We start from the raw sequence: 12,309 nt of genomic DNA, 5'->3' as shown, positions 1-12,309 counted from the left end.
TTGCGATGGCACGTCAGAAAAAATTGCAAATTGAGTCCAACCAAATAAAAACTGATAAGTACATGCAAGAATTACATTCTAAATACACAAAAGAAGAATATGAAGAAAAGCTTATTGTTTGCAATTATTTCACTGAGTTATATAAAAAAAATCGAACAAAAGAGAACGAATCTAAGTATGTCAAAGCCTGTGACCCAATGTATCACTAAGCCAAGCTGTCAATATTGACAGCGGACATAACTACATAATAAAAAAGGGCTTTTCGCCCTTTTCTTAATTTTTACGTACCGTAATTTATGGGATGTTTATAATTACTATATCTTAATACACTAGCTTCTGCGAAATTTCAGATTTCTTTCTCAAATCCGAATATCACTTAAAATTATTGTATAACCTCCCTATCATAGTAAGCCATTTTAGTTAGGTGTGCGAAAGCTTTCGCTGACTATAAATACACTCATTTTTATGACAATACTAAAAGGAAGTCACGTGAGAAAATTATTGCTACTAATCATTATTGGATTGTTTGGTTGGGAATATTATGCAAAAAATTATGGCGGCATTTCGCCAATAGACACATTACAGAGCGAAGTCATTGACCCCATTCGGACAAAGTATACTCGTAAACGTAACGGACCCTATTTAACAGATGAGAGCAAATTTGTCTGTGATGGCAGGCAATACTGTAGTGAGATGACCTCGCTTGAAGAAGCACTTTTTTTTATTAAAAACTGCCCTAATACAGACATGGATGGAGACTATGATGGTGATCCATGTGAAAACGACACAAGACTCCGCCCCTAAATATAAAATCTAAGCATGGCGCACATGCTTAGCATTATAAAATAAACTATCCAAATATACTCTGATTTAAAGATAATTGATTCGGAGTATTCTTTTTTATTATAGTGAGTTCTCTTTTTTAATCCCTTAAATAATTAAAAAGTATTTACCTTCAAAATACAAAAACAGAATTTTCCTAGTTATTTTTCACTGACTTAGCGCTAAATTGATCTAAGACAACAGTCATTTTATTGGTACTGGTTAACATCTTTTTTATAAATAATGTTTAAACTTCAACCGATAAATTGATGAATTTTATTGATAGCTAACGACACACTTGGATGATTTCTACGTGATAAAAGCAAAAATAACTAACAACGAAGTGAAATTTTCTGAATCAGATATTCTCCTTTCGACAACCGATCTTAAAAGTCATATCACTTATGCGAATAAAGATTTCTGCAAAATCGCCGGTTATGATTTAGATGAAATGAAAGGCAAGCCACACAATCTTGTTCGACACCCTGATATGCCAAAACTTGCTTTTGCTGACCTGTGGAAACATTTACAAAATGGCCAATCTTGGATGGGACCGGTTAAAAATCGCTGTAAAAATGGTGATTATTATTGGGTTAATGCGTTTGCGACTCCTATCAGGGATGAAAATAATCGAACAATTGAATATCAGTCAGTACGTACTAAACCAAATGATGATGTTGTAGCACGTGCCAGCAGTGAATATAAAAAAATCAATGATGGACAAAAATCTCGCGCGTTATCAAAAAAGTATGATGTAACTTTATTTATTAGCATCCTTTTAGCCGCGTGTTTTGTTACGGCTTTTGCCTCTGTTTTGAGCAATGGCTTTGAAATATTGAATACGGTATTACTCATCGTTTTAGCGACTATAAATAGTCTGATGTTCTTTTGGCGTAGGCGCTACGTACAGCTAATTAGTAAAGCAAAAGACATATACAATAATCCTTTTATGGCTTACTTATACTCAGGAACAAATGATGACATTGGCTATTTGAATTTAGCATTTGAAATGCAACAAGCAAAACTTAAAGCGATTGTCGGGCGTGTTAATGACGTAACAATGGGAGTGAATAATAATGCAATACAGTGCGCTGAAACTGGACACCATGTTACTGAACTATTAAGTAAACAAGCTGACGAAGTGTCACAAATTGTTATTGCGACGGAGCAGATGTCAGCGTCGATAAACGATTTATCATCGAGTACAACAGACACAAGCCAAGCAGCCGAAACGGCGATGAAATCAACAGAGCAAGGGTCACAAGCTGTACAACAAACGATTAATTCAATAAACGAGCTGGACAAAAAACTTCACTCAGCCAGCGAGCAAGTTGTGAATTTAGTGGAGGGTAATAAGCATATTGTCTCCATTTTATCGGAAATAAATGCCATAGCAGAACAAACGAATCTATTAGCATTAAACGCCGCGATTGAATCAGCACGTGCTGGTGAACAAGGCAGAGGTTTTGCTGTCGTTGCGGGTGAAGTACGCGCCCTCGCCTCACGGACTCAGCAATCAACCGAAGAAATTAATACTGTTTTAAATCGTCTCACTGGGGCATCTAAAGAAGCACAAAATGCGATGTCTGATGGCCTCAAGTTGTCTTCAGAAAGCGTGAGTCTTGCCCATAAAAGCGGCGAAAGTTTACAACATATCAACGCACAATCGGTTAAATTAAGCGAACTTAATAGTATTATTTCACAAGCAATTAGTGACCAATTAGCAGCCAGTCAAGCAATTGCTGCCAATATATCAGCAGCACAAGATTTTGCGCATGAATGCACTTCGCTTGGTCATTCTGCCCAGCAATTGTGCGAAGGATTATTATCGAAAGTAACGGAGCAAACCGCACTCATTAATCAATTTAAGTAATTATGTTTATTTTAAAATCGTTATTATTACATAGCAGATGAAATGCCTCTGCTAATCGTTCGGTTTCGCTAAGAACATGTTGCCAATACTTTATACGTGTGTCGGCATCAAGTACTGTGAAGTCTGTTCTGTCTGGTATTTTATTGTAGGGTAATGACGCTATAAACTTTGCTGAAGGTGTAACCATCACCACATTATCGTAATTACGCGGTGTGATCCCCCTGCTTAGGTTTTTATCAAACCACCCTGCTTTTGGCTTATTATTAAAGTGCGGATAAAGTATTAACCCTTCATTGTGAATTGTTAAATCAAAATGGTAATCAATAATACCGCCATCTCGGTACATACCTTGCGGTGTGCCTGGTATATTTTTAATGCCTTGCATTACTAACGGAATTGAGCCTGATGCAAGTAAAGCATCGGCTAGATTAGCTTCTGTAAGCTCAACTGTTTGAGTATTAAAGGTATTATTGTCACTAAAGGACAGATTACTATTCGCAGGTTGAAACACGAAACGTTCATATTGTTTGCTCAACAACCGTCTATTTACTCTGTTAAATAGGTAACTTTTTGATAACCCCATTAGCTGCATAACTTTGTTTTCTGAAGCCGTAAAACCATTTGATTTAGCAACAATAAAATGCGCCTTAAAAACGGAGTTATTAATAATTTCTTCAATACCGTTTTCAGCAAATACATAGTTCAAAAGCAATCGTGCTTTTTCTGTTATTTCAGTTGGCTTTGCTTTGTTAGAGGAATAGCGTGTTTCGGAGTACGATTTAGCTAAGCGTGATATTGCAGCCACAGGATCATTTTGCGCAAAACAGGCCGCACGAAAAGCGCCAGCACTTGAACCTACTAAATTTAAAGGCTGTGTTCGCTGTTTAAAAAACTCGCCGAATAGGTACTTATCTAGACCGAACAAAGTAAACCATTTAGGTCCACCACTCGCACCTAAAAATGTACTAAAAAGATCTGCAGAGAGTCCCTGCTCTCGTATTGTTTTTGCAGCGGTTGGCCCTGCGTAAATATCAATCATGTACTGCTTTTCTCATCATTTTTGTTTTTGACGCCAAATACCCAGCTCAGTGTGTCCTTGTACTTTAACATGTTCGGCGTTAAATACGGGGTCTTTTCCTTCGGCACGTTGCGTGTTGTAATCTTTGGTCACTGCCAATATAGTGGGTGTTAACCGTATGATAGCGATAACATTTACCACTGTCATCAACCCTAAAGCGATGTCGGCTAAATCCCATACTTGTTTAAGTGTCGCTGAGGCTCCCCAAATCATCATCGATAAGTAAAGCCCGGTATACACTGTTCGCCCAAATTTATTGTCTAGTTTAAATAAATGAAGGTTGCTTTCTGCGTAGGCGTAATTTGCAACAACTGAGGTAAATGCAAACAAGCAAATGGCCGCAGCTACAAAATAAATTCCACCAGCAGCCATATGTGCTGTCATCGCAGATTGCGTTAGGCGAATGCCTTCCATTTCGCCAGTTATATCAATATCAGCGAGTAGTATGATCACCGCTGTGCAACTACACAGCACAATTGTGTCGAAAAACACACCAAGCATTTGAATATAACCTTGCGTTACAGGATGGTTAGGTATTGGCGATGCACAACCTGCGGCATGAGGCACACTGCCTGCACCGGCTTCGTTTGAATACAGTCCTCGTTGTATACCATTTTTAATTGCGGCGCCCATGGCACCAGCGCCCGCTTCTTGTAAGCCAAATGCAGATAGTAAGATATCCTCAATCATTTCAGGTACCTTGCCTAGATTTAATAGGGTAATAGTCACCGCAGCCAGTACAAATAAAATGCCCATTACGGGCACTACACGCTCTGCAAATCGGGCGATTGCTTTAAAGCCACCCAAAATAATGCTTCCCGCTAAAAGTGTGATCACAATCCCTGAATACAGTGTGGGGATTTCAAAAGCGTAGTTCAGGGCATCTGTTATGGTATTAGTTTGCATCGCACTGAATGTGAAGCCGTAACCAAGGAATAAACAAAAAGCAAAACACACGGCAAGCCACCGACTCGCAAGGCCTTGTTCAATGTAATAAGCAGGCCCGCCTCTAAAGTCGCCATTAGCGTCTCTTACTTTATATACTTGACCTAAAACACTTTCTGCAAAACCTGTTGCCATTCCCAGTATCGCAATAACCCACATCCAAAAGATAGCACCACTACCGCCTAACGATATTGCTACCGCAACACCGGCTAAATTACCTGTCCCTACTCGCGCAGATAACCCGGTGCACAATGCTTGAAACGAACTGATAGAATTTTTATCTGTGCTGCTGCTAGTTTTTAATAAACTGAACATATGGCGAAATTTAAGAAGCTGAATGGCTTTTAGCCGTACTGAAAACCAAATACCAGCAAACAGAAGAATATAGATGAGGAGCTGGCCGTCTCCCCACAATAGATTATTAATAGCACCAACAGCAGAATTGAACATGGTTAGCCTTTTATTGTTATTTTTTAGAATAACAAATCACTAAAAGTGAATAGTTAGCTAACCACTTTAACTTTATTTACAAATATCTCAAGTACGTAATGTGTTTAATTGCAGTGCGTACCCTCTAAAAACTTACGGCCTGCTGCTAATCCTAATTTATGATCAAATCGCAAGTCAGAGTCTGTGCTCCCTAATAATTTACTGCGCAGTTTGTCGCCTGCGAATATTTGCGTAATACGCACATCGCTTGGGGGATTGGCTATAAAATCAAGTTCATCTTGATACGCTTGTTCATGTTGCAATAAATAATCGATTGTTTTTGGGCAATAGCCAGACACACTCACAAGTGACCTCAATTTAGTGACCCATTCAGATTGCACTTGAAAGTCTTTATCAACCGTTCTTATAACCACAATATCGCGAGCGCCTCGGTTATAAGCTTCTTTAACAGGCAGTGGTGCAGCTAAGCCGCCGTCTAAAAACACATTATTTGCTAAGTCAGTATTTGCACTTTGAATAATGGCATCATTAGCAGCTTTGGTCGTAAACCAAGGCGTTAAGTTAACCCCATCTCTATATAAGAATGGCAGTGCACTAGACGCTTTTAGTAATGCAAGCCACTGCGTGTCTTCACCTGTCGGTGTTAAGTAATAGGGCTTACGATCAATTGCATGAGTGGCTGTTATTAACAGCTCTCGTTGGCCTAAACTTTGTGTTGCTGTTTTGAAATCAAGGGCGCGGTTTACTTCTTTGGTTTTATCAAAATACCAATCAAGATCAACAATACTTTTGCCAATTAAGCCACGCCCCAGTTGAAAAAAACGTTTATGCCGCGACAGCCCTCTAATAAGGCGTTTTGCGTAACCCTTTTGTCTGGCTAGATAACTGGTTAAGTTTTGTGAACCTGCTGATGTGCCAATAAATAAATCGAATGGATCGTAGTTTTCTTCTAACCATGCATCTAATACACCTGCGGTAAAAATCCCTCGTTGCCCGCCCCCCTCAGCAATTAATGCTGTTTTTGTTTGTGGCTCGACGTTGGCAATTGTTTGAGATTTCACGGTGCACCTTCCTAGGGTTGTAGTTAATATTGACAGTGTATTAGGTTTATTTAAATCCTTAAAATAGAATAATTAAATCAGTTCAATTCAAAAAACCGTTTAATTATGAGAAAACAGACACACAGTGTGGTGCGTAATTTACGTCATTACGCACCGTAACCGATTAACTCATTATGTTCGCAAGTATCGTCAGCGCGTGTTGTCTGTCGCTCAATTCGTACAGGTCGTTAGTAAAAATAAACTCATCAACCTGTAGCTCTTTTTTAATCATACTCAACTTATGCTTAACGCTCGCTTGACTACCTACAACAGCAAGCCCTAAAAAGCTTTCAACTTGCATTTTTTCTTGAGGTGACCACAGTCCATCCATACTTGCAATCGGCTCTTTTAACCACAATGCTTGACCGCGCATTAACGCTAATATTCGCTGCTTTGAAGTTGTAGCCAGAAACTGTGCTTGCTCATCAGTATCAGCAGCCACCACAGGCAACCCAAGCATCACATAAGGTTTATCTAATATGTCTGATGGTTGAAACTCGCGTCGGTACAACGCTATAGCATCATGAACAAATCGTGGCGCAAAGTGACCTGCAAATGCATATGGCAACCCCTTTTTCGCTGCTAATTGAGCGCTGTATAAGCTTGATCCTAACAACCAAATAGGAACATTTGTATTTTCACCGGGAATAGCCCTAACAGGTGAGTCACCTTTATAGGGGCCTAATAAACTTTGTAACTCGGTGACTTCGTCTGCAAAATGCTCAGCACGCTGCTCATCGCGTCGCAACGCGCGACTTGTAATGGGGTCGCTACCGGGTGCACGTCCTAAGCCTAAATCAATACGACCAGGATATAGACTTTCAAGCGTGCCAAATTGCTCAGCAACAACTAAAGGAGGATGGTTAGGTAACATGACCCCACCCGCACCGACACGGATACGCTGCGTTTTTCCTGCAACATGGCCGATAAGTACTGATGTCGCCGCACATACGATGCCACGCATATTATGATGCTCAGCCATCCAAAAGCGATTAAAGCCTAGCTCATCGGCAGTTTGTGCATAGGCAACACTATTAGCAAGGGTTTGTGAAACTGTTTCGTTCTCTTTCATTGGGCTCAGTTCAAGCAATGAAAAAGGCATACCGCTTAATTCAGACATAAGCTCTCCATAATGGGGTTGATAACGTTATAATGAGTGCGAATGTGCTTTTTTCAAATGCTAATTAAGCACGGCTTTGTTGCTGTTTTTCCACTTTTAGTCCATCTGCATCAATACCACGTTTCCAGTATGCGGATGCAACAATGTGCTCACGCGCTACAGAAAAGCGACTGGTTACTAAGCGTTTAATCTCTTTAACAAGATTTGCTTCAAGCGCCATAAAAACCAAAGGCTGGGTGTTATACCCGCCACATAATTGTGCTACTTGGTCTAAAAGTTCTGTTTCTGGCTTATTGGTGACAAGCCAATGAACACTGTGATTAATAGCCGCTTTGTTTTGCTCAAGCTCAATAATATCGTCTTTATCTTCAATATGAATGAGCACATCAACATGCGCACTACTTGGAAGTACTTGCAGATAACCATTGATAGCATTGATAGATGTGAGGTCTGCAAGCATTAAATATTGAGCCTGTTCAAAGTCAGTCAATTTTTTAGGACCTGGCCCAGCAATCCCTACTTCATCACCAATACATGCGTTCTTTGCCCAATTTGTCGCAGTTCCCTGATGTTGATTAATAACAAAATCCAGTGTTATAGCACGTGTTACAGGGTCAATATCACGAATTGTGTAAGAGCGCATAATTGCAGGGTGCTCAGCGTTTAGATCTTGTTCTACGTGGTATTCACCTGCATGCGGAAATAACACTTTTACATAAGCGCCTTTCGCATCGAGTGGAAAATCGACAAAGTCTGGTGAACCAACCGTGATCCGTTGTAAGTGCGGCGAAATGCGCGTGGTATTTAATACATTTGCACGACGAATTTTTTTTGCCATGCTTGTCTCCTATAAAGTTTTACACCGCCCCATTAGTTGATATAATCAACTATATACTTTTAATTGACTTTGTCAACTAACTAGGTAAACCATGTCACAAACATCACTTTCTTCAGCTTTATTTACACTGGCGCAGAGCTACCGTGTCACAGTACGTAATGCGATTAACGCGAATGAATTAGGTTTAAATGCCCTCCATGTGCGCTGTTTACACATTATTGCTGAAACCAACCACTGTACTGCTAATCATATAGTCGCTAAAACAGGCCGTGACAAAGCACAAATAGCACGGCTTATTAAAGAACTACTCAAACTCGCATTAATTACAAAATGCGCTGATGAAAATGATAAACGCTGCTTAATTTTATCATTGACAGAACAAGGGAGTGCTTTGTTCTCACGCCTAGAGGTCGCGGAGCAAGAGGTAGACAAGACTCTGTGCCAAGGGTTAACAGAGCAACAAATCAGCGAATTCATTTCGACAGCCACAATCATGATCGAAAATATTAACCGTATCGACCGTTAATCACATTGGCAAGATTACGATAAACCACTATACTGTACAAACATACAGTATAGTGGTTTTTTTATGCGTGTTATTCCTATTTATATTGAAGCAGGCGTATGTGGTTTCGAATCACCTGCGGCTCAATACAAAGAACTTGGCTTATCATTAGATCAGCTGTTAATTAAGCACCCCGATGCGACTTTTATTGGTATTGCGTCGGGAGAATCAATGCAAGGTGTCGGTATTTTTGATGGCGACTTATTGCTTGTTGATCGCGCTGAAGATGTTAAAAATGGCGATGTAATCGTCGCAAACTTAAACGGTTTATTTGTTTGTAAATTACTCGACAAACACAATGCACAGTTATTGTCAGCCTCTGCCAAGTACCCCGCAGTGCAGTTAAGAGATTCTGATGAATTTCAACTCGAAGGTGTTGTTACCCGTTCTATTCGTATGCACCGCAGTAGCAAAGAACTACTATCATGTACGCCTTAGTTGATGCAGTGGCGTTTTATGCCAGTGCAGAAAAAGTTTTTGACCCGTCGATTCGTCGTAAACCCGTTGTAGTTCTAACTAACAACGATGGCTGTATTTGTGCTGTGTGCCCTATTGCTCGCAAGCTTGCTATCCCAAAATTTCAACCTTATTTTCAAGTTAAACAATACCTCTTTGATCATCAGGTTGTGATCCGTTCTTCTAATTATGAGCTTTACGCAGATTTAAGCGAGCGTATGATGAATGTGATAGGTCGCTTTTGTGATAACCAACACATTTATTCGATTGATGAGTCTTTTTTAAATTTTAACGGTTTTAATCCACTCATAACTGATTGGTATCGTTATGGGCATACCATTCGACGTACAGTCTGGCGTGAAACAAAACTGCCCGTGGGCGTAGGGTTTGGTCCTACGGCAACACTTGCAAAGGCAGCAAACCATGCGGCCAAAAAACTACCGGGTTTTGATGGTGTTGCCGTCATAGATTCTGAGTCTTCACGGGTCAATATTTTACGCGCCATGGATATACAAGATGTATGGGGCGTGGGAAAACGGTTAGCTAAAAAGCTAAAGTTAATGAACATTAACACCGCACTTGATCTTGCACAGCAAGACCCCCGAAAAATGAAACGCTTATTTAGTGTAGTACTTGAGCGTACCGTTAATGAACTATGTGGCAAACGCTGTTTGAGCTGGGATGATGTACGCCAAGATAAAAAAGAAATTTTTTCAACACGTAGCTTTGGTGAGCGCGTAACAGATCCCATAACGCTAAAAACCGCATTGATTAACCACAGTGCTATTGTAGCGCGTAAACTACGCGCTCAAGGGTCGCTAACTCAACGTTTACTGATATTTGTCGCCAGTTCACCACACCAACAAGGCTACTACAAGAAATCGTATATTTATGAGTTCAATATCGCCACCGCCGACAGCCGTGTATTTGCTAATGCAATTAGCGAGGTATTCGAGCAGTTATACAAACCCAATGTGCTTTTTTACAAATGTGGTGTTGGCGCACTAGAGCTTACAAGCCACATGTTCCAACAACCCGACTTATTTCAAGCCTCCATCGATAACCCTAAGTTAATGCAATGCTTAGACAAAATAAATGCACGCTTTGGCATCGGCACATTAGCCATAGCCAGTGAAACGTCTAGCGCTGACTGGCATATGAAACGAGAGTATTTATCACCCCATTACACAACACGCTGGTATAACTTGCCAAAAATACACTGTTAAAAGTAATGCAGTAGCTGTAATTTAAATTGCTGCTCTGATACTTGCCAATCTTGATATACAAAAGAGCTTCTGAACCCCCAATTTTGCGCTAAGGCAATTTGCCAATGCGCAGAAAACTCAATGTGCTTGTCACTGCGGGGCTCATTGAACAGCCATAATGCTTGGCCCGATAAAGCTAGCTTTTGTGACTCTGTCACTTGCCATATAGCACCGGCCTCGCTGCCTAAAGCAAATGAAAGCGAATCAATTAACGAACCAGTTTGCAACAAAGACGACGCTAAAATATAGCTTTGAAAATGGTTGGCATCACCAAAAGATTTACCGTATCCACCTTGAATAAAGCTACGGCCAGCTCGCTTTTTTAGCGTAGGTTGGCGGTCATAACCAACACGGACATTCCAAGACCAAGAATCAAAAAGTCGATTGTCAGGTGCTAAAGACATGGCATCTATCACATATAAACGCTCTAAAAAAAGGCGCTCGTTGTTATCAATACTCGCCTCTACATCAAAAAAGCTGATTTGAGCGCCGGGTATAAAGCCCCCTGCATTATCTAATAAATCGTGATAAGCAACACGATAACTTAAACCAACACGGTTGGCGCTATTTTCATAGTGGCTAACCACAGCACCAATACGCGCAGAGCCATGTCCCTGCTCGGGACTAACACGCGGTATTTGAGGTGGCTCAAAGGGTGAGACAACATGATATTTGCTTCGTTGATGAAGAAGTCGCGTTAATCGTGGGGCTATTTCGTCGCGAGCAAGACCTTGATCATAGTACTGATAATTAAGCCATTCATAGGCCATTTCGAGTACTGGCACAGCATCTTTAGCCGAAAGTGATAAATCATGCAAAGGTTTTCCATCACGTAATGCTTGTGCCATGACAAGTTGTTCATCGGTTAACTGGCTTTCATAATTAAGTAACTTGCTGCCCGACGCTGCGCGATATTTAGGGGGCTGTAATAACCCATATTGCTTTAATGCAGCAACCGTATCTGAGGGAATTGCGTGTGTAGAAAACTCCGAGGTTAAAAACAAATCATCACGCGCTAGCTGTAACAAGGCTAATAGCTGATATGAGCAATTCTCATCAATAAAAAAATAATCAAATGTAGCCCACTGCATCTCCCATAAATGAAGCAAGATACGCTGAATTTCTGGCTCTGATAAGTTAAGCGGATACTCCCAAATATCACGCGATTCGAGATCATTATATTCACGCACCTTTCTATAGTAAGGCATTAAGGTGAACTTACCGGGGTATTGACCAATAACGCCTTTTAAAGCGTAAAGCGCCGCATTATCTGTTGCATCTGGTTCAGCAGCGAAATTTACCGCAAAGGCTATTAGTTCACGACTGCGAGTTTGATCCCTTGCGTCTATGCGCAGTAACGTATGGCCAAACATAGATGAGGGATCATTCATAAACGCAGTTGGAAACACCAAGGTTATACCTTTAGGGTTTATAAGCTGTTGCCAAACATCTATCTCAGGGCACAAGAGTTCAGGCCACTGCGGAAAAAAATGATCCTTCAGCCACCTATAGCGAGCAGGAAAACGACATTGAGCCTCATTATTATCAGCCAACTCAAATGCTTTTATCGTGGCAATAAGCTCAGCATGAGGATCGCTCTTACCTACAGGCGAAAAGAAAAATGCATTACTGTCTACTTCACTTTCATACGAAGAAAAACGTTGCTGGTTATAATGTCCTAGTTTAAGCCAGTAAGGGTTATAAGCGATATCTTTTGTAACCGTACTAGAAAAAACAGCGCTGCTAAAGAGCACTAAACAGAGCAATAAAAGTCTATGCATAAGAGAATAAAAGCCC

12 protein-coding genes are annotated in these 12,309 nt (G+C 40.5%); 6 read left to right on the top strand and 6 right to left on the bottom strand.

Translation table 11 applies throughout. The annotated features are described in order from the left end of the window. From LPA49_RS08310 to LPA49_RS08300, 3 genes are all read left to right on the top strand, one after another. A partial coding sequence (locus LPA49_RS08310; protein ID WP_230236358.1) for a hypothetical protein occupies nucleotides 1–209 on the top strand: 209 nt, incomplete at its 5' end. Between the two features lie 280 nt (nucleotides 210–489). Continuing rightward, a complete protein-coding gene (locus LPA49_RS08305; RefSeq protein WP_074989161.1) occupies nucleotides 490–804 on the top strand; it encodes an excalibur calcium-binding domain-containing protein in 315 nt (104 codons plus the stop codon). Nucleotides 805–1,135: 331 nt separating this feature from the next. Continuing rightward, nucleotides 1,136–2,695, top strand: coding sequence for a PAS domain-containing methyl-accepting chemotaxis protein (locus LPA49_RS08300; protein ID WP_230236356.1), 1,560 nt, complete (start codon nucleotides 1,136–1,138; stop codon nucleotides 2,693–2,695). On the opposite strand, the gene LPA49_RS08295 is transcribed toward LPA49_RS08300, so the two are convergent. From LPA49_RS08295 to LPA49_RS08275, 5 genes are all read right to left on the bottom strand, one after another. Next, nucleotides 2,688–3,734: a patatin-like phospholipase family protein gene (locus LPA49_RS08295; protein WP_230236354.1), complete on the bottom strand. Its 1,047-nt coding sequence runs from the start codon at nucleotides 3,732–3,734 to the stop codon at nucleotides 2,688–2,690. The two genes, LPA49_RS08300 and LPA49_RS08295, sit on opposite strands and share 8 nt — an antisense overlap. Before the next feature lie 15 nt (nucleotides 3,735–3,749). Continuing rightward, nucleotides 3,750–5,168, bottom strand: coding sequence for a sodium:alanine symporter family protein (locus tag LPA49_RS08290; protein ID WP_118844970.1), 1,419 nt, complete (start codon nucleotides 5,166–5,168; stop codon nucleotides 3,750–3,752). 104 nt (nucleotides 5,169–5,272) lie between these two features. Further along, nucleotides 5,273–6,229: a patatin family protein gene (locus LPA49_RS08285; protein ID WP_036972658.1), complete on the bottom strand. Its 957-nt coding sequence runs from the start codon at nucleotides 6,227–6,229 to the stop codon at nucleotides 5,273–5,275. Nucleotides 6,230–6,392: 163 nt separating this feature from the next. Further along, on the bottom strand, nucleotides 6,393–7,388 hold the full coding sequence (locus tag LPA49_RS08280; protein WP_230236352.1) for an LLM class flavin-dependent oxidoreductase: 996 nt from the start codon (nucleotides 7,386–7,388) through the stop codon (nucleotides 6,393–6,395). Nucleotides 7,389–7,452: 64 nt separating this feature from the next. Beyond that, entirely contained in the window at nucleotides 7,453–8,226 is a 774-nt protein-coding gene (locus LPA49_RS08275) for a siderophore-interacting protein (protein WP_230236350.1), read from the bottom strand. Nucleotides 8,227–8,317: 91 nt separating this feature from the next. Between LPA49_RS08275 and LPA49_RS08270 the strand changes: the two genes are divergently transcribed. The 3 genes from LPA49_RS08270 to LPA49_RS08260 all read left to right on the top strand — a co-directional run bounded on the left by LPA49_RS08270 (nucleotide 8,318) and on the right by LPA49_RS08260 (nucleotide 10,473). Next, the gene (locus tag LPA49_RS08270) at nucleotides 8,318–8,752 is read left to right on the top strand and encodes a MarR family winged helix-turn-helix transcriptional regulator (protein ID WP_065979176.1); all 435 of its coding nucleotides are present in this window, start codon (nucleotides 8,318–8,320) and stop codon (nucleotides 8,750–8,752) included. Nucleotides 8,753–8,815: 63 nt separating this feature from the next. Next, the gene (locus tag LPA49_RS08265) at nucleotides 8,816–9,229 is read left to right on the top strand and encodes a LexA family transcriptional regulator (protein WP_036972666.1); all 414 of its coding nucleotides are present in this window, start codon (nucleotides 8,816–8,818) and stop codon (nucleotides 9,227–9,229) included. Beyond that, on the top strand, nucleotides 9,217–10,473 hold the full coding sequence (locus LPA49_RS08260; RefSeq protein ID WP_036972668.1) for a Y-family DNA polymerase: 1,257 nt from the start codon (nucleotides 9,217–9,219) through the stop codon (nucleotides 10,471–10,473). The genes LPA49_RS08265 and LPA49_RS08260 overlap by 13 nt, the downstream gene beginning before the upstream one ends. Here the strand turns inward: LPA49_RS08260 and LPA49_RS08255 are convergent. After that, nucleotides 10,470–12,293, bottom strand: coding sequence for a DUF4105 domain-containing protein (locus LPA49_RS08255; RefSeq protein WP_065979174.1), 1,824 nt, complete (start codon nucleotides 12,291–12,293; stop codon nucleotides 10,470–10,472). The two genes, LPA49_RS08260 and LPA49_RS08255, sit on opposite strands and share 4 nt — an antisense overlap. Between the last annotated feature and the right edge of the window lie 16 nt (nucleotides 12,294–12,309).

Origin of the sequence: Pseudoalteromonas sp. MB41, assembly GCF_020966275.1 — a bacterium.
GTDB classification, from domain to species: Bacteria; Pseudomonadota; Gammaproteobacteria; order Enterobacterales; family Alteromonadaceae; genus Pseudoalteromonas; species Pseudoalteromonas lipolytica.
The sequence above is the reverse complement of the archived record's forward strand: the minus strand, read 5'-3'. Positions and strand labels throughout refer to the sequence as shown.